The organism is Arthrobacter flavus (assembly GCF_039526005.1).
Taxonomy (GTDB): Bacteria; Actinomycetota; Actinomycetes; order Actinomycetales; family Micrococcaceae; genus Arthrobacter_D; species Arthrobacter_D flavus.
The window spans coordinates 175,232-193,769 of the sequence record NZ_BAAAIJ010000051.1 but is presented as its reverse complement, the minus strand read 5'-3'; the positions used below and the strand labels follow the sequence as shown (position 1 = coordinate 193,769).

Genomic DNA, 18,538 nt, shown 5'->3' with positions numbered 1-18,538 from the left:
AGGCCATGGGATGGTCGCGTCCTAGACCAGGCGGGTCAACCAGCCGTGGGTGTCAGGCGAGGTACCCGTCTGGATGCCAAGCAGCTGTTCCCTGATGGACATCGTGACCGGTCCGGCCTTGGAATCGGGGGCACCGATCACTTCCGAACCGTCCTTGAGCTGACCGATCGGGGTGATAACCGCGGCAGTACCGCAGGCGAACACCTCAGTGATGTCTCCTGACGCCACCCCATCGCGCCATTCATCGAGGGTGATCTTCCGCTCGGTGACCGTGAGTCCGCGGTCTTTGCCCAACTGGATCACCGATGAGCGGGTGACACCTTCGAGGATGGTCCCGGATAGCGCGGGCGTGACCAGAGAGCCGTCCTTGAAGACGAAAAAGACATTCATTCCGCCAAGTTCCTCGACGGCGTTGTCATTGAACTGGTCAAGGAACAGGACCTGCTTGCAGCCCTGGGCCTCAGCCTCCAGCTGCGCCGCGAGGGAGGCGGCATAGTTGCCGCCACACTTCGCGTTGCCGGTGCCGCCACGACCTGCGCGGGCATAGTTGCGTGAGACCCAGATGTCGACCGGCGCCAGTTCACCGCCGAAGTAGTTCCCAGCCGGTGAGGCAATCACGCGGAAGGACACCTCCCGTGCCGGCCGGACCCCCAGGAAGGCCTCGGTGGCGATCATGAAGGGTCGCAGGTACAGGCTCTCCCCCTCGCGGGTGGGGATCCAGTTCTGGTCTGCTGTCACCAGCTGGCGGAGGGATTCGAGGAAGATGTTCTCGGGCAGCTGCGGCAGGGCCAGGCGTGCTGCTGAGCGGTTGAGCCGCGCAGCGTTCTGGTCCGCCCGGAACGTCCAGACCGAGCCGTCCTCGTGACGGTAGGCCTTCATCCCCTCGAAGATCTCCTGGCCATAGTGCAGCACTGCTGCCGCAGGGTCGAGGGCAATGGGCCCGTAGGCCTCGAGGCGTGCGTTGCCCCAGCCTCCGGCTCCGGTGGTGTCCGCCGTGAAATCGACCACAACAGTGTGATCGGTGAAGTGATTTCCAAACCCGGGATCCGCGAGAATCTCGGTCCGTTCCTGATCGGATTTCGGGTTGGCAGAGGGGTGCTGGCTAAATTCCAGGTCGGTGGCTGTCATGGTTAACCAGCTTAGGACACCAAAGCGGCGATCGCATCGCCGATTTGGGCCGTGGTGCGGGGTGTACCGGTGCGGCCAGCGACGTCGTCGTCCACTGCGCGCTCGACCCGCGCGGCGGCGTCGTCGAACCCGAGGTGGCGGAGCATCAGGGCAACGGACAGGATGGCCGCTGTGGGATCCGCCTTCTGCTGCCCGGCAATGTCAGGTGCCGACCCATGAACCGGCTCGAACATGGACGGAGCGGTGCGGTCCATGTTGATGTTGCCCGAGGCTGCCAGCCCGATTCCGCCAGTGATCGCCGCGGCGAGGTCGGTGATGATGTCGCCGAAGAGGTTGTCGGTGACGATCACATCGAACCGCGCCGGGTCAGTGACCAGGAAGATCATGGCGGCGTCGACGTGCAGGTAGTCGTGGGTGACCTCGGGGAATTCCGCGGCCACCGCCTCGACCGTCCGGCGCCACAGGTGACCCGAGTAGACCAGAACATTGTGCTTGTGAACGAGGGTCAGGTGGCGGCGGGGGCGATCATTGGCCCGGCGGAACGCGTCGCGGACCACCCGCTCCACCCCGTGGGCGGTGTTGAGGGAGACCTCGGTGGCAATCTCGTGGGGGGTGCCGCCGCGGAGAGTACCGCCGTTGCCTGCGTAGGGTCCCTCGGTACCTTCGCGGACGACGATGAAGTCGACATCGCCGGGTGAAGCGAGAGGGCTCGCGATGCCTGGATAGAGCCGGGAGGGTCGCAGGTTCACGAAGTGGTCGAGGGAGAACCGGAGTTTCAGCAGCATCTCGCGTTCGATCAGCCCCGAGGGGATGCGGGTATCGCCCGGGGCAGCACCGACTGCACCAAAGAGGATCGCGTCATGGTCGCGGAGCTTTGCGAGGGTCTCATCGGGAAGAGTCTCACCCGATGCGAGCCAGTGTTCGGCACCAAGCTGGTATTCGGTCAGGGCGAAGGTGGTGTCGAGGTCCGAGGTGACACTGTGGAGCACCTTGACCGCTTCTGCGATGACCTCGGGGCCGATTCCGTCGCCCGGGATGACGGCCAGCTGGACTGTTGAAGATGGTTCGCTCATAGGAACAGGCTAGGGATAGCGACCACATGATGGACAACCTGTCTCACTTTTTGAGACGACGCCACCATGCGGTGATCTGCGTCCGACTCGGATCTCCACCCGCGGGTTGATGTTCCAGCCGCTTTCCGGCCCTAGAGTGGGGTTTCATGGACCTCCATCATCGCCTCGCACGATTGCTGCGCGCCCATCCGGGCCGCGTGGACTGCGTGATCATGGTGGTGCTGTTCCTGCTACTGGTGACCCCCACGGTCCTCTCGGGTGTCGGCCCCCTTGAACTGCTGGCGGCAGTCGGGCTGATTCTTCCGCTCGCCTGGCGGCGATCACGGCCCGTTCTTGCTGCAGGACTGATCGCAACCGTCTCTGTGCTGCAGATCATTTTCTATGTATGGCCGTTGCCTGGCCAGGTGGCAGTACTGATTGCCCTGTATGCCCTGGCTGCGTATGCGCCCCGATGGGCCAGTCTTGGCGGGCTTGCGGTCGCTTCGGTTGGGTGTTTCGCCGGCCTGCTGAGGTACAGCCGCGAGTATGGCATCAGCCCGCTCGAGATGAGGGACGCCTCCCTGCCGTTGTTCGTTGTCATCGCTGTCCTGATTCAGGCTCTGATCCTGTTGTGCTGGACGTTCGGTGACCTGGCCCGAAACCGCCGGCTCACCCTCCAGGCCCTTGAAGACCGGGCCCGGCGCCTGGAGGTGGAACGCCAGCAGGAGCGGGATCTGGCGGCCGCCGACGAACGCAGCCACATTGCCCGCGAAATGCACGACATCGTCGCCCACTCCCTTTCGGTCATCATCACCCAGGCCGACGGTGCCAGGTACGCGAGCGCGCACGACGCCGAGGTGGCTCCCGCAACGCTCGGCACGATCGCTGACACCGGCAGGGCATCGCTGCGCGAGATGCGCCGCCTGCTGGGCGTCCTGCGCGGAGATGAGGAAACCTCCACCCGTCCGCTCCCGGTGCTCGCCGACATCCCCACGCTGATTGAGACAGTTCAGCACGCCGGGCTCAGCACCGGCTACACAGTCAAAGGCACCGGCCGGCGGGAGCTTCCTGCCGGAGCCGAGCTGACCGCCTACCGCGTGGTGCAGGAGTCCCTCACCAACGTGCTGAAGCATGCGGGACCCAACGCTCGCGCCGTCGTCGCCCTCGCCTGGACGCCCCGCGGCCTGAACCTCACCATCGACGACGACGGTCGCGGCGCAGGTGCCGACCCCTCCTCCACGGGGGCGGAGCAAGGCATCAAGGGGATGCGCGAAAGACTCAGACTTTACGATGGGGATCTGGCCGCCGCAGCGCAAGCCGGCGGCGGGTACCGCATCACAGCATTCATCCCCTACACGGAAGCCTGACAGTGCCCATCAACCCAGCGCCCACTAATACCGCTCCACAGAGCCCCGTCATCCGGGTGGCTCTGGTGGATGACCAGCGGCTGGTCCGCAGTGGCTTCACCATGCTCATCAACTCCCAGCCTGACCTGCGGGTCGTGTGCGAGGCGGGAAATGGGACCGAAGCAGTCGCCGCGTTGAACACCACCCGTGCCGACGTGGTGCTGATGGACGTCCGGATGCCCGGCATGGACGGCATCGAGGCAACCCGTCGTATCCTGGAGCAAGGGTCGGGCCGGGCCGGATCGGAGCAACGAACCGGGCCGAAGATTGTGGTGCTGACCACCTTTGATCTGGATGAATATGCCCTGGCAGCCATCCAGGCGGGCGCGAGCGGCTTCCTGCTCAAGGATGCGCCGCCGGAGGAACTGCTTGAGGCGATCCGCACCGTATACCGGGGGGACGCAGTGATAGCGCCGTCCACCACCCGGCGGCTGCTTGACCATGTGGCTCCGATGCTGCGCCGGTCCTCCCCCGCTGCGGGCTCCAATGCCGAGTCGGTCAAGTCCCTGACGGTGCGTGAGCGGGAGGTCTTCGGGCTGATTGCCCGTGGACTGTCGAACCCAGAGATCGCGGGCAGCCTTTACCTGTCCGAGGCGACGGTGAAAACCCACGTGGGCCATATTCTGGCGAAGCTGCAGGCCCGGGACCGGGTTCAGGCTGTGCTGATCGCCTATGAAACCGGTGTGGTGCACCCCTAGTCCTGAACCCCCTCCCCCCAGCGCGCTGGTGTGGCTCATCCCACGGGATGAGGAAAGTGTCAGAGGAGACCGGACCGTAGGCTGATCCGCCACGAAGCCCGCCGCCCTAGCGTTGAAGCATGAGAACTTCTGCAAACACTGCCGACCATTTGTCGACGCCGTCCGCCGCCCCTGGACCCTCCGGAACAGGACCCGCGGCGTCCGCCGACTCACTCTCCAAGACCTACGGGCGCGCGGATACCAGGGTGCACGCACTGAAGGAGGTCAGCGTCACCTTCGAGCGGGCCACGTTCACCGCCATCATGGGCCCGTCCGGATCGGGCAAATCCACGCTGATGCATTGCCTGGCAGGCCTGGACACCGCCGACTCCGGCCGCGTCTGGATCGGCGGGACTGAGATCACCGGGCTGTCGGACAATGAGCTGACCCGCCTGCGGCGCGACCGGATCGGTTTCGTCTTCCAGGCCTACAATCTGATCCCCACGCTGACCGCCGAACAAAACATCACCCTGCCGGTGGCGCTCGCCGGCGGTACTGTCGACGCCGACTGGCTGTCCCAGATCTGCACCACCCTTGGGCTGACGGACCGGCTCACGCACCGGCCACATGAGCTGTCCGGTGGCCAGCAGCAGCGCGTGGCAGTTGCCCGTGCGCTGCTGACCCGCCCCGATGTCCTGTTCGGTGATGAGCCCACCGGTAACCTCGACTCGCGCTCCGGCGCGGAGGTGCTTTCCCTGCTGCGGCGCAGCACGCGGGAAATGGGGCAAAGCATCATCATGGTGACCCACGATCCCGTGGCCGCTTCCTATGCTGACAGGGTCCTGCTGATGAACGACGGCGAACTGGTGGGCCAGCTGGACCGCAGTACACCTGACGTCATCTCCAAGGCTCTCGCCGGACTGGGAGCATAGGCCGTGCTGCAGGTGGCACTTGCCCAACTCCGGATTAATGCCCGACGGTTTGTTGCGGTGGCGCTGGCGGTCATGCTCGGCGTCGGATTCCTCTCAACAACCCTGATGGTCTCAGGCACCACGCAGGCGACCCTTCAGCAAAGCCTCGGCGCCACCTATGCGAAGGCCGACCTGGTGGTCTCCCTCGAGGAGGGCGCCGGATCGGCGATGGAAACCGAGCGACTCCTCTCAGCTATCGACGCCGTATCAGCCGTACATGCCGCACAACGAACCATCTCTACCCTGCGTCTCCCGACGGGACCGGCGGACGTCTTCGTCCTGAGCACCGCCCCCGATGAGCTTCAGTCCCTGATCCTCGCTGACGGTCGCCTACCAGTCGATGGCACTGGAATCACCATCGACAAGGCGGCGGCCTCCCAACTGGGACTGGGTGTCGGCGACAGCTTCGCGCTGGAGCAGACCCAGTATTCCCCGGCCGGCGAACCGCTGCCCCCGAAGATCATGACTGTCACGCTGACGGGGATCACCGAGAACTCTGCCGATCCCTATCTCGCCGGGTTGCCGCAGGTGTACGCCGCACCGGAGCTGGTGGAGTCGCTCAGCATCTTCTCCCCCGGTGAGGCTCCACCCCAGGCCACCACTGCCCAGCTGGCCCTCGACGGATCAGCCACCGTGGCGGACGTCCGCACTGCTACGGCGTCAGCTCTTTCGTCTGCGGGAGTGTCCGCCGAGGTCCGCACCAGCGCCGAACAGGTGACGGCCGACGTCGCCGCCCTCTCGGGAGGCACCGACCAGTTGACGGTGATCCTGCTGGCCTTCGCCGTCGTCGCGGTCCTGGTGACCGCGCTGGTCATCTCCAACACGTTCTCCGTGCTCGTCGCGCAGCGGACCCGTGACCTGGCGTTGCTACGCTGCATCGGTGCATCCCGGGCACAGATTCGTCGTTCGGTCCTGATCGAGGCGGGCATTGTGGGCCTGGTGTCGTCAGTCCTCGGCGTGCTGTTGGCCGCTGGCGTGATGTGGGCACTGGTCAGTCTTGCCGCCGCGCAGGATGGCACCGAGTTCGCCACCCTTGCCATTCCGGCGTCGTCGGTCATGGTCGGTCTCATCGTCGGCGTCGTGATGACCCTGGTGGCCGCGTTCGTGCCGGCCCGGGCTGCCACCGCCGTCGCACCGCTCGAGGCGCTGCGACCAGCTGAGGAGGCCACGACCGAAACCCGCAGGGGCAAGGCACGGCTGTTCCTCGGACTGGTGCTGGTTCTGCTCGGGGCGGGCTTGCTCGGGGCGGGCGCCGCCACATCAACGCTGCTGATCGCGCTGCCGGGTGGAGTGTTGTCCTTCGTGGGCGTGCTCCTGTGCGCGTCACTGTTCCTCCCCGCGCTGGTGACCGCCGTCGGGAAGCTTGCCACCCCCTTGGGTGTACCAGGTCGGCTGGCGGCGATCAACGCAGTCCGCAATCCCGCCAGGACCACTGCCACTGCCAGCGCACTGCTGGTGGGAGTCACCCTGGTCACCATGATGATGGCCGGCGCGCAAACCTCGCGGACAGCGTTCGAAGCCGAGCTGGGAGCCAACTATCCGGTGGACCTTGCGGTGCAGGAAGTCGGGAATGTCGCCACGGCTGACGCTGCTGTGACGACGGTTGAACGGCTGGACGGTGTTGATGCGGCGCTGGCCCTGTCGGTCGCCGCTGTCTCCGACGACGCAGCCGGTGCCATGCCGGTCTACGCGATTTCCGCCAGCGAAGCCGAGGCGGTCCTCCGCAGTAAGGACCTCGAACTGGTGGACGACGTAGTGTTCATGCCCCAGGACTCCGGGCTCACCGAGGTGACCCTGATGGGTGCGGACGGTCCGGTGACCCTGCCGGTTCAGGAGGTACAGACCCAGATTTTCGTACCAACGATCACCGCCACCACAGCTGCGGAGCTGGGGACGGCACCCCTGCCTGGTGTCGCAGCACTCGGCGACGAGACTGGGATCCTGTGGCTGAAACTTGATGACTCGCTCGACGCTGCGGGAGTGACCGGGCTTCGGTCAGAGATTGTCGAGGCGCTGAATGTCTCCGAGTACCAGGTCAACGGAGCTGCCATTGAACGGGTGTCGTTCAACGAGATCATCGATGTCATTCTCCTCGTGGTGACAGCACTACTCGCCGTCGCTGTGCTGATTGCGCTGATCGGTGTTGCCAATACGCTGTCGCTGTCTGTCCTTGAACGCACCAGGGAGTCCTCCCTGCTGCGGGCGCTGGGCCTGACCCGTGGTCAGCTGCGGGGGATGCTCGCCGTCGAGGCTGTGCTCATCGCCGGTGTCGCTGCCGCTTTCGGCTGCCTGCTCGGGGTGGTGTATGGGTGGCTGGGCGTGCAGTCGGCGCTGGGTGCAATCACCCCGGTCACGCCGTCGATCCCCTGGCTACAGCTGCTGGGGGTGGTCGCCGTCGCCGTCGTCGCCGCACTGTTGGCATCGGTGCTGCCGGCCCGCCGGGCTGCACGTCTGTCGCCCGTCGAGGGACTCGCGATGGCGTAAGCCCTCAAGCCGCTGGAGGCGGAATCTGCGAAGATGAAGGTCATCATTCTTTGCAGATTCCGCCCGAAAGGTATACCCATGGATCGTTCCCCGGCCCCCCGCAGCAACTCGAATCCTGCCGATTCCAGCAGGCTGTCCGCCTACCTGGATGACCATCTGGTGGCAGCGGCTTCCGGAGTGAAACTGTTCTCAACCGCCCAGGTGTCCTGGCGTGGCACCAAGCACGAGCAGACCTTCGCCTCGCTGACCAGGGAGATCTCGGCCGACCGCGACGAACTCGCGCAGATCATCAGTTCCCTCGGCTACACACCGAGCAGGGTCAAGATGGTCATCGCCCAGGTTGGGGCGCAGCTGAGCCGGATCAATCCCCTGAACCTTCGCCGCTCGGCCAAGGGCAGTGGCGCCCAGCTAGAGCTGGAAGCCCTGCAGAGCGCCGTCCGCGGCAAGGAATGTATGTGGGAAACGCTGGATGCCCTCACCGAGGCTGGGTCAACCGAACTGGACGCCGAGCAACTGCGCCGCCTGACCGATCGGGCCCGCAAACAGCAGGAACAGCTCGCGCAGGTGATGCGGGAGACGGCGGCCGAGCGTTTCCTCTCCGGCGACCACTAACCCGCCGGGCACCTCCGCCGGGGTTGCCGTGCAACAGCGGCTAGCCCTCGGCGGGCTCCTCGTACTTCGGGAAGATCGGCGCTGGTGCCGGCAACGCGGTACCGGCCACCAGCGGCGTGGCGATGGCGCTGAACTGGCGGGCGGCGTCGTCGGGCCCGGTGCCCTGACCCAGGGCGGTGAGGAGCCGGCCGGCGCCCTCAGGCATCACCGGCTGCGCGAGGATCGACACGATCCGCAGCACCTCCAGCGTCGCGTACAGCACCGTGTTCATCCGCTCGGTGTCGGTTTTCCTTAGCACCCAGGGCTGCTGGTCCGCGAAGTAGGCGTTGGTGTCGCCCAGCACTCCCCAGATCAGTTCCAGTGCACGGGAGAATTCCTGCCGGTCGAACGCGGCACGGGACGACTCCAGGAGTCCGTTGGCCTGGGCCAGGATCGCCTCATCGGCCGGCGCGAACGACGACGGCGAGGGCACCTGCGCGTCGCAGTTCTTGGCCACCATCGACAGCGATCGCTGGGCGAGGTTGCCCAGGTTGTTCGCCAGGTCGGAGTTCATCCGGCCCACGATCGCCTCATGGCTGTAGGACCCGTCAGCACCGAAGGGCACCTCACGCAGCAGGAAGAACCGGATCTGGTCCAGACCGTACTGGTCCACCCAGTCCTTCGGCGCAACCGTGTTGCCGAGCGACTTGGACATCTTCACGCCCTTGTTGAACAGGAACCCGTGGATCATGATCCGCTGTGGCAGTTCGAGTCCGGCCGACATCAGGAACGCTGGCCAGTAGATGGCGTGGAACCGCGAGATGTCCTTGCCGATGACATGGACGTCGGCCGGCCAGTACTTTTTGAACCGTTCCGACTCGGTGTCGGGGAAGCCGACGCCGGTGAGGTAGTTGGTGAGCGCGTCCACCCACACATACATCACGTGGTCCTTGTTCCCGGGGACGGGTACTCCCCAGTCGAAGGTGGTGCGGCTGATCGACAGGTCCTCGAGGCCGCGCTTGACGAAGCTGATCACCTCGTTGAACCGGGATTGGGGCGCGCCGAACTCGGGCTGGTCGGAGTACAGGGCAAGGAGCCTGTCCTGATAGGCGGAGAGCCGGAAGAAGTAGCTCTCCTCCTCGGTCCAGGTCACCTCGGTGTCGGTCTCCGTGGCGTAGCGGACGCCATCCTCGCGGACGTCGGTGTCGTCCTCACTGTGGAACGCCTCGTCCCGCACCGAATACCAGCCGGCGTACTTGTCCAGGTAGATGTCCCCCCGGGCTTCCATCAGCTTCCAGATGGCGGAGGCAGCCGCATAATGGTCGGCGTCGGTGGTGCGGATGAACCGGTTGTAGGAGCTGCCGACGTCGTCGTTCATGGCCTGGAATGCCTGCGCGTTGCGGGTGGCCAGGTCGCGGACGGGGATGCCTTCCTTGTCCGCGGTCTGCTGCATCTTCAGCCCGTGCTCGTCAGTTCCGGTCAGGAACATCACGTCGTAGCCGTCGAGCCGTTTGAACCTGGCCAGCGCGTCGGTGGCGATCGCCTCGTAGGCGTGGCCGATGTGCGGGGTCCCGTTGGGGTACGAGATGGCGGTGGTGAGGTAATACGGGGGCAGCTGCTCTGTGGATGTCACCCTTCGAAATTACCCTGTTTTCATGTCGGTTGTCGCTTCGTGACCGGGCGTCCCACTGGTAACGTCCCTGGCATGGCCCCTGATCCGGCGCACGACGACGGCGAGCCCGCAGCCACGCGGGGCTCTGCAGCAGCACAGCTGGTGGCTGCCCTGAGGGCTGAGCTGCGAGCCGTTGCTGACCCGGCGAAGGCACCCCAGATGCAGGCCTACATGAAATCGGCGATGCCGTACCTGGGGGTTCAGTCCCCACCGTTCAAGCGGGTGTGTCGGACGGTTCTCGCTGGGCACCCGCTCGCTGACCGGGCCCAGTGGGACTGGGCCGTCCACCAGTTGTGGGACGGGGCGACTTTCCGGGAGGAACGGTACGCCGCCGTCGCCCTCGCGACGCACCGGCTGTACAGCGGATACCAGGATCAGGAGACGCTGAACCTGTACCGGCATCTGGTGGAGACCGGCGCCTGGTGGGACTTCATCGACGTGATTGCCAGTCACGGGGTGGGACCGATCCTGCGGGCATCACCGGAAACCGTGGCGCCGCAGATGCAGTCCTGGGCCCGGGACGGTCACCTCTGGGTCCGCCGCACCGCGATCCTGTGCCAGCTTTCCAGGAAGGCGGCCACGGACACTGATCTACTGGCCTACGTCGTCGCAATGAACCTCGAGGACAGCCTCTACGGCAAGGAGTTCTTCATCCGCAAGGCCATCGGGTGGGCGCTGAGGGAGTATGCGAAGACGGATCCCGACTGGGTGATGGCCTTTGTTCAGGACAACGAACAGGGCCTCTCACCGCTGTCGCGGAGAGAGGCCCTGAAGCACCTCGGTGGCTAGCTCTGCAGATCCACTTCGCGTGCCACCGTCGCGCCGATCGCTTCCTTGAGGGCGTCAAGCACGTCCTGTGGAACCGCGCTGTCGACGGTGAGGAGGGACAGGGCCTGGCCACCCTCGGTGTTGCGGGCCACCTGCATGCCGGCAATGTTGATGTCCTTCTCCCCCAGCAACCGGCCGAGGGTACCAATCACGCCGGGACGGTCCTGGTAAAGGAGGACCAGCAGGTGCTCGCTGATCGGGATTTCAAGGTCGTAGCCGTTGACGCCCACCAGCTTCTCGATCTGCTTGGGGCCGGTCAGGGTGCCTGCCACCGAGATCTGCGATCCGTCCGACAACGCGCCCCGGATGGTGAGCACGTTGCGGTACTCCTCCGATTCGGGGGTGGTGACCAGCCGGGTGTTGATGCCCCGCTGCTCGGCGAGGATGGGGGCATTCACGTAGGAAACCTGCTCGGAGACAATGTCGGTGAAGACCCCCTTGAGGGCTGCGAGTTCCAGCGCCTTCACGTCCAGGGAGGCAATTTCTCCGGCGACCTCGACCTCGATCTGGGTGAGTGAGTCGTGGGTCAGGGCGGTGAAGATCCGGCCAAGCTTTTCGATCAGCGGGATTCCGGGGCGCACCTCGGGTGCGATGACGCCGCCGGCCACGTTGACGGCGTCGGGCACCAGTTCACCAGCCAGGGCGAGGCGGACCGATTTGGCAACAGACACCCCGGCTTTTTCCTGCGCCTCGTCGGTGGATGCACCGAGATGCGGGGTGACCACCACGTTGTCGAGGGTAAAGAACGGCAGGTCGGTGCTGGGCTCGGTGACGAAAACGTCGACACCGGCGCCGGCAATCTCGTTGGCCTGCAACGCCGTGAACAGCGCTGCCTCATCCACGAGGCCGCCGCGGGCCACGTTGACGACGTAGGCCGAGGACTTCATTTTCTTGAAGGCGGCTTCGCCAAGCATGCCCAGCGTCTCGGGGGTTTTCGGCATGTGGATGGTGATGAAGTCTGACTGTTCGAGGAGCTCGTCCAGGGTGACCAGGTGGACGCCGAGCTGGGCGGCACGGGCCGAGGTGATGTACGGATCGTAGGCGAGGATCTCGGTGTCAAAGCCCTGCAGGCGGGCCGCGACGAGGGCGCCGATGCGCCCGAGACCGATGATGCCGATCTTCTTCTCGTACAGTTCGATACCCGAGTACTTGGAACGCTTCCACTCGCCGCCTTTGAGTGCGGCGCTGGCCTGCGGAATGTGGCGGGCGAGGCTCAGGATGTGGCCGACGGTCAACTCGGCGGCGGAAATGATGTTGGAGGTCGGAGCATTGACCACCATGACACCGGCCTGCGTGGCGGCCTTGATGTCGACGTTGTCCAGGCCGACGCCGGCGCGGGCTATGACCTTCAGGTTCGGTGCTGCGGCGATGGCTTCGGCGTCCACCTGGGTGGCGGAGCGCACCAGGATGGCGTCGACGTCGACAATCGCGGCGAGCAGCTGGGCCCGATCCGAACCGTCGGTCTGCCGGATCTCAAAGTCGGGGCCCAAGGCCTCAACAGTGGCTGGGGACAGCTCCTCGGCAAGGAGAACTACGGGTTTGCTGGTCACGGGGGTGATCCTTCGCTGCTGTGCTGTGTGAGTTAGACAATTCGAGGGGATGTGGCAAGTCTAAATGGGCGGTGCGCCCGGGCCCGCTTTGTTACTCACCGGGCCGGACGACGCCACAGCGCAGCACTCGGCCAGGACTCCGAAGGGCCCTGGCCGAGTGCTGGTGCTGTGTCGGTCAGACGACGGTATCTAGCGGGCTACTGAACCCTCGTTGTAGTCGTCGTTCGTCTTGATCCAGGAGAAGAGCTTCCGCAGTTCGCGGCCAGTGGCCTCGATCGGGTGGTCCTCGCCCTTCTTGCGCAGCTCGGCGAATTCCTTGCCGCCGTTGTCCTGGTCGTCGATGAAGCGCTTGGCGAAGGCCCCGTTCTGGATGTCCGCGAGGACAGCCTTCATGTTCTCCTTCACCGAGGGATCGATGACGCGGGGGCCGGAGACGTAGTCGCCGTACTCAGCCGTGTCGGAAACGCTCCAGCGCTGCTTGGCGATGCCGCCTTCCACCATCAGGTCAACGATCAGTTTCAGCTCGTGGAGCACCTCGAAGTAGGCGACCTCCGGCTTGTAGCCGGCCTCGGTCAGGGTTTCGAAACCGTACTGGATGAGCTGCGATGCTCCACCGCAGAGGACTGCCTGCTCGCCGAAGAGATCGGTTTCGGTCTCCTCGGTGAAGGTGGTCTCGATGACCCCGGCGCGGGTGCCGCCGATGGCCTTGGCGTAGGACAGCGCGAGTTCGCGGGCCTTGCCGGATGGGTTCTGCTCGACGGCGATCAGATCGGGGACGCCGCGGCCGGCCTCAAATTCGCGGCGCACAATGTGGCCGGGGCCCTTGGGCGCAACCAGGGCGACGTCGACGTCGGCCGGTGCCTTGATGTAGCCGTAGCGGATATTGAAACCGTGACCGAAGAACAGTGCGTCACCGGCCTGCAGATTGGGGGCAATGTCCTCCGCGTACACGTGGCGCTGCACCTGGTCCGGGGTGAGCACCATGATGAGGTCGGCCTCGGCGGTGGCGTCAGCGACGCTCAGCACGCGAAGCCCTTCGGCCTCCGCCTTGGCACGGGACTTCGAACCCTCTTTGAGGCCAACACGGACGTCGACGCCTGAGTCGCGGAGGCTCAGCGCGTGCGCGTGCCCCTGGCTGCCATAGCCAATAACAGCCACGGTGCGGCCCTGGATGATTGAAAGGTCTGCATCGTCGTCGTAGAACAACTCAGTCACTTGGTTTTCTCCTGTGTGTTTTCTTGCTGGAGTCCAGCTTGTGGTCTTTTGGGTAGAACTGCCGTTAGGTGTCAGGCGCTGCGCAGGGCGCGGTCGCTCATGGACTTTGCCCCGCGGCCAACAGCCAGGGTTCCGGACTGTACAATTTCGCGGATCCCGAACGGCTCCAGCACTGACAGGAGTGCTGTGAGCTTTTCGGCGGTGCCGGTGGCTTCGATGATCAGGGCGTCGGTTGAGACGTCGACCACCGATGCGCGGAACAGGTCGGCTGCCTGGGTTACCTGCAGCCGTGTTGCGGCATCTGCCCGTACCTTGACCAGGATGTGGTCTCGCTGCACGGAGGAGTCGGGAACCAGCTCAACAATCTTGATCACGTTGATGAGCTTGTTCAGCTGTTTGGTGACCTGCTCCAGCAGGTCACCCTCGGCCTCGACCACCACCGTGATCCGGGACATACCCGGGACCTCGGTGGGGCCAACTGCCAAAGAATTGATGTTGAACGCGCGGCGCGCAAAGAGACTGGCGACGCGGGTCAGGACGCCGGGGACGTCCTCCACCAGAACGGAAAGCGTGTGACGAGCCATGTTAGTCCTCCTGCTCCCAGTCTGGGGTCATATTGCGGGCGATCTGGATGAGGTCGTTGCTGACTCCCGAGGGGACCATCGGCCACACCATTGAGTCGCGGCTGACAACGAAGTCGATGACCACAGGACGGTCATTGATTTCCAGTGCCTGGGCGATGGTGGAATCGATGTCTTCGTCCCGTTCGCAGCGCAGACCCGCGCACCCGTAGGCGTCGGCCAGCTTCACGAAGTCGGGGACGCGGGCCGTGTCGTGACCCGTGTTCAGGTCAGTGTTCGAATACCGGCCCTCGTAGAAAAGAGTCTGCCACTGGCGGACCATCCCGAGGGACGAGTTGTTGATGACTGCCACCTTGATGGGGATGTTGTTGATCACACAGGTGGCCAGTTCCTGGTTGGTCATCTGGAAGCAGCCGTCGCCGTCGATCGCCCAGACCACACGGTCCGGGTTACCCACCTTGGCACCCATCGCTGCGGGCACCGCGTATCCCATCGTGCCGAGGCCACCGGAGTTCAGCCAGGCGTGAGGGCGCTCATACTTGATGAACTGTGCAGCCCACATCTGGTGCTGGCCCACGCCTGCGGCGTAGACCCCCTCAGGTCCGGTCATCTCGCCGATCCGCTTGATCACATGCTGTGGTGCTGACAGGCCGTCGTCAGGCTGGGTGTAGCCCATGGGGTACGTCTCGCGGAGCCGGTTGATCATGGTCCACCAGGCGTCGATATTCGGCGCGCCGGTGGCGGCGAACTGCTCGCGCAGGGCGTTGGTGAGCTCGGGCATGATCTCTTTGACCGAGCCGACAATGGGAACGTCTGCGGTGCGGTTCTTGGAGATTTCGGCGGGATCGATGTCCGCGTGGATCACCTTCGCGCCGGGCGCGAAGGTGGACAGGACACCGGTGACCCGGTCATCGAACCGGGCGCCCAGGGTGATGAGCAGGTCGGACTGCTGCAGCGCGGTTACGGCTGACACTGAGCCGTGCATGCCCGGCATGCCGACGTGCTGCTGGTGCGAATCCGGAAACACGCCGCGCGCCATCAGTGTGGTGACTACGGGTGCGCCAACCAGCTCAGCGAGTTCCAGCAGTTCCGCGGCACCATGGGCCTTGATGACCCCGCCGCCCACGTAGAACACGGGACGCTGGGACTCGCCGATCAGCCGGGCTGCCTCACGAACCTGCTTCGAGTGACCGCGCACCACTGTCCGGTAGCCGGGCAGGTCGATCTTGGGCGGCCACGAGAACGTCGTCATCGCCTGCTGTGCGTCTTTGGAGATGTCGACGAGTACCGGGCCGGGACGGCCGGTCGATGCGATATGGAAGGCCTCGGCAATGATTCGAGGGATGTCGGCGGCCTTGGTGACCAGGTAGGAGTGCTTGGTGATGGGCATAGTGATGCCCACGATGTCGGCTTCCTGGAAGGCATCCGAGCCGATCACAGCGCTGTTGACCTGGCCGGTGATGATGACCATCGGGACGGAATCCATGTGGGCGTCGGCGATGGCAGTGACCAGGTTGGTAGCGCCGGGACCGGAAGTGACGATGCAGACACCCGGCCGGCCGGTCACCATGGCATAGCCCTGGGCCGCATGCCCGGCGCCCTGTTCGTGGCGCACCAGGATATGCCTGAGCTTTGTGGAGGCGAGCAACGGATCGTAGGTCGGAAGAATGGCTCCGCCAGGAAGGCCGAAGATGTCGTCGACGCCGAGCTCCTCAAGAGAGCGGACGATCGCTGCCGATCCGAGCATCTCTGTAGGCGGAACTACGGTGTTTGGGCCTCGGACGGCAGTGGGCTGGACGGCTTGCACTGAGTCACGGGTGTGGCTACGCGCCGGGGCCGCCGGAGCGGTTGGTTTGGCCATCAGCGAGGGGCTGGAGGGCGATCCCTTGGACATTGGTGACTTCCTTGATGAATCGATACTGCTCGTGTACTGCGGGTGTCGTGCGCTTTGCGTCCGGTGGGAACAAAAAAACCCCTCAGCCTGGTTGGCTCCGTGAGGGGTTGCGCGTGACGTAGTGTTACCAGTCGGGCTTTAGGCCACGCGCTTGGTAAGAAGGACTACTACGGATTCGAACTGCATATCTGTAGTTTCCCCTCACCTTTTGGGGGTGTCAAACGGCGAGAGCCGGCGTCTCACTATATGGACACTTCGTCCAGTTAGTGGACACTAACTGGATTGGGCTTTGGGCCGCCCCGTGGGTCAGCAGCCGATGCCCTGGGGGTTCTCGAGACAGGTCTCCGCGACGCTGTGCCGCTCGCTACGCCAGATACTCATCAAATGCGGCTCCGAGGAAACCCTTGCCTGACCAGCAACCGGCAACCACGGACCTCCATCCACCGAATAATCTCCGGCGAAAAGGGTATCCAGCCCGACGAAGTAGTCGCCCGTTTCCGAATACCTATGACTGGTCAAGGTCTCAATGTCGAAGCCGTCACCGGGGAGCACCGAGCCCGGGTTTGTCGTGAGAAGACGTGAACCGTCACCATACGACCACTCATATGAGACCGGCCACGCCCGAAGCCGAATCTGGGCATTTTGGAACTCGAACGTGAACTCCTGCTCCTCTGCCACCGCATAAAAATTGCTGTGCGCATTCCGCAACCCAAAGTGATCCGGCTGGGAAAACACCCCGGCGGCGATAATCGGTTGGCTCTCGAACTCGGTCAGCGTAATGACGATAGGTGCTTCTTCCAGCGTCCCCGCCGTTGGGGCGGTCGGCGGCTGACCCGGATACAAACACCCACTGCGACCCGTCGCCGTCCGAGTCGGCGGACTAACATTGCGATTCACCTCGATCCACTGCACTAACACCCCATCCGCCTGCGCATCACACTGGGCATTCAACTGCACGCAATACGCAGGGTCCATAAAGTCCTGCGCGCCAGCAGTACACACCCGCTCATACGTGTAATCCACCCCGTCGTCCACCGGAAGTTGAGCGGGCTCAACAGCCTGCGTCCCTCCTGGGGTGGTTCCAGTCAGATTTCCCTCATTCCTGACGGATTTGGTCTGGTTGTCAGCAACGAAGTTACTGTCGCGGGCAGATACTGAAGGTTTTTCGGTGGCAGATGCAAATTGTGCGGGTAGGTGCATTGTGAACGCGGAGATGAATACGAGAAGCATGGCAAGGCGATCAGATTTCATGGCAACTCATGTGCCTTCCGGACGCCCGTAATCAAGGAGAAGCCAGGAATCCACATCCCATACAGCGATAACCACGTCCAGGGATGGCTCAAACTGCTTCGGGTCCATGCCCAACTCGGTCCCATCGGATTCGTAGTAGATGATCTTGGCCTGCTGATTCTCGACGTAGGAGTTGATTGATCCCGCCGTATTTGCCTCAAAATTGGAGGCGAACCTAAGCACTTCAATTTCAGCCCCAGCAATCCATTGCCCGCCATCGTAAACTTCCTCGACAGAAGATCTAATTGCCGCGCAGGTGTCGCAGCCGGGATCAGTTACTTCTTCAAGCGGTGCCCAATCGTTAGTGACGTACGCATAGTTGAGGAGCTCGAACCAGTACTCCGTGAAGGCTTCAAGTCCCTCGACCGAATTCTCATCGGCCAGGGGTGGTTTCTCCGGCACCGGGAGGTTTGCCGCCGGGCCATCAGACGAGGCGGGGCTCGGCTGGGGCGTAGTGGGTACCGTGAGGGTGGGGCCTTCGGACGGGCTCTGCGACGTGGTGGCCGGAGCTGAGACGACCGGAATCGTCGGGCCCGGCACGTCGGGATCACCCTGACACCCCGCTGTCAGGAGACCAAGGATTATGACCACCGCGGCGGTCGCACTCCGCGAACGGTGGGTGCTGCGAAGCTGTGACACTGTGACTCCCGGGAAGATCGGGCCGAGTCGAAGCAATCGAAGACACCAGAATAACCGAATCCAAAGATTTGCAAACGGTTATCCACAGCCCAAAATGACGTCGATCTCAGCCGAGGAGCTTCACCCTCCTGGGCAGCACCGGGGAGAACCGAGTTGGCTAGAAGGGCGGGGGTATGTCGGGTGGTGGTGCTGGTGGTGGGTCGGGTCGGGTGAGGTAGGTTTCACCGGCAGGCGAGATCGCGATGATCGTCCCGGGGTCGGGTTGTCGGTAGTGCCAGTAGCCGTCGGTTTTGAACATGTGGTGGCGTTTACACAACGACGCCAGATTCCCGTAGCTGGTTTTGCCGCCGTGTGACCAGGGGGTGGTGTGGTCGAGTTCGCAGAACACCGCCAACCGGTTACATCCGGGATGCCGGCAGGTCCCGTCCCTGACCCGGACCGCATCCTTCAGGTCCTGCGGGACCCGATACGTTCTCGCATCGGCGCCAAGCCTGGCACCGGTAAAGGGGTGGGTGAGGATCCTGGTGAACGAGGGTGCGTGACCCGCGAGCTTCCGTGCC

General features: G+C 64.3%; 16 protein-coding genes. 6 read left to right on the top strand and 10 right to left on the bottom strand.

What is annotated here, in order from left to right:
• Positions 1–21: 21 nt before the first annotated feature.
• Positions 22–1,128 carry a branched-chain amino acid aminotransferase gene (locus tag ABD059_RS13645; protein WP_343880932.1) on the bottom strand — a complete coding sequence of 369 codons (1,107 nt, stop codon included), beginning with the start codon at positions 1,126–1,128 and terminating at the stop codon, positions 22–24.
• Positions 1,129–1,139: 11 nt separating this feature from the next.
• The gene (locus ABD059_RS13640; protein WP_343880929.1) at positions 1,140–2,201 is read right to left on the bottom strand and encodes a 3-isopropylmalate dehydrogenase; all 1,062 of its coding nucleotides are present in this window, start codon (positions 2,199–2,201) and stop codon (positions 1,140–1,142) included.
• A 146-nt stretch (positions 2,202–2,347) separates the two neighbouring features.
• Between ABD059_RS13640 and ABD059_RS13635 the strand changes: the two genes are divergently transcribed.
• From ABD059_RS13635 to ABD059_RS13615, 5 genes are all read left to right on the top strand, one after another.
• On the top strand, positions 2,348–3,547 hold the full coding sequence (locus ABD059_RS13635; RefSeq protein WP_343880927.1) for a sensor histidine kinase: 1,200 nt from the start codon (positions 2,348–2,350) through the stop codon (positions 3,545–3,547).
• 2 nt (positions 3,548–3,549) lie between these two features.
• A complete protein-coding gene (locus tag ABD059_RS13630) occupies positions 3,550–4,284 on the top strand; it encodes a response regulator (protein ID WP_377959673.1) in 735 nt (244 codons plus the stop codon).
• Between the two features lie 119 nt (positions 4,285–4,403).
• Positions 4,404–5,195, top strand: a complete 792-nt coding sequence (locus tag ABD059_RS13625) for an ABC transporter ATP-binding protein (protein ID WP_343880925.1) — start codon at positions 4,404–4,406, stop codon at positions 5,193–5,195.
• 3 nt (positions 5,196–5,198) lie between these two features.
• Complete coding sequence (locus ABD059_RS13620) at positions 5,199–7,718, top strand: ABC transporter permease (RefSeq protein ID WP_343880923.1); 2,520 nt, start codon at positions 5,199–5,201, stop codon at positions 7,716–7,718.
• Positions 7,719–7,796: 78 nt separating this feature from the next.
• Positions 7,797–8,330, top strand: a complete 534-nt coding sequence (locus tag ABD059_RS13615) for a hypothetical protein (RefSeq protein WP_343880921.1) — start codon at positions 7,797–7,799, stop codon at positions 8,328–8,330.
• Between the two features lie 40 nt (positions 8,331–8,370).
• On the opposite strand, the gene metG is transcribed toward ABD059_RS13615, so the two are convergent.
• Positions 8,371–9,942 (bottom strand): methionine--tRNA ligase, encoded by a 1,572-nt coding sequence (gene metG / locus ABD059_RS13610; RefSeq protein WP_343880919.1) that lies wholly within the window; start codon positions 9,940–9,942, stop codon positions 8,371–8,373.
• Between the two features lie 72 nt (positions 9,943–10,014).
• On the opposite strand from metG, the gene ABD059_RS13605 reads away from it, so the two are divergent.
• Positions 10,015–10,770 (top strand): DNA alkylation repair protein, encoded by a 756-nt coding sequence (locus tag ABD059_RS13605; protein WP_343880917.1) that lies wholly within the window; start codon positions 10,015–10,017, stop codon positions 10,768–10,770.
• Here the strand turns inward: ABD059_RS13605 and serA are convergent.
• The 7 genes from serA to ABD059_RS13570 form a co-directional block, all read right to left on the bottom strand.
• Positions 10,767–12,359: a phosphoglycerate dehydrogenase gene (serA, locus tag ABD059_RS13600; RefSeq protein WP_343880915.1), complete on the bottom strand. Its 1,593-nt coding sequence runs from the start codon at positions 12,357–12,359 to the stop codon at positions 10,767–10,769. The two genes, ABD059_RS13605 and serA, sit on opposite strands and share 4 nt — an antisense overlap.
• A gap of 189 nt (positions 12,360–12,548) precedes the next feature.
• Entirely contained in the window at positions 12,549–13,574 is a 1,026-nt protein-coding gene (gene ilvC, locus ABD059_RS13595) for a ketol-acid reductoisomerase (RefSeq protein ID WP_343880913.1), read from the bottom strand.
• Between the two features lie 71 nt (positions 13,575–13,645).
• Complete coding sequence (gene ilvN, locus ABD059_RS13590; protein WP_343880911.1) at positions 13,646–14,158, bottom strand: acetolactate synthase small subunit; 513 nt, start codon at positions 14,156–14,158, stop codon at positions 13,646–13,648.
• 1 nt (position 14,159) lies between these two features.
• Positions 14,160–16,049, bottom strand: a complete 1,890-nt coding sequence (locus ABD059_RS13585; protein WP_343880909.1) for an acetolactate synthase large subunit — start codon at positions 16,047–16,049, stop codon at positions 14,160–14,162.
• 306 nt (positions 16,050–16,355) lie between these two features.
• Complete coding sequence (locus ABD059_RS13580) at positions 16,356–17,300, bottom strand: hypothetical protein (protein ID WP_343880907.1); 945 nt, start codon at positions 17,298–17,300, stop codon at positions 16,356–16,358.
• Between the two features lie 6 nt (positions 17,301–17,306).
• Positions 17,307–17,978: a DUF6318 family protein gene (locus tag ABD059_RS13575; RefSeq protein ID WP_343880904.1), complete on the bottom strand. Its 672-nt coding sequence runs from the start codon at positions 17,976–17,978 to the stop codon at positions 17,307–17,309.
• Between the two features lie 157 nt (positions 17,979–18,135).
• Positions 18,136–18,538, bottom strand: a 403-nt coding sequence (locus ABD059_RS13570; RefSeq protein ID WP_343880902.1) for an HNH endonuclease signature motif containing protein, incomplete at its 5' end; no start/stop codon positions are given.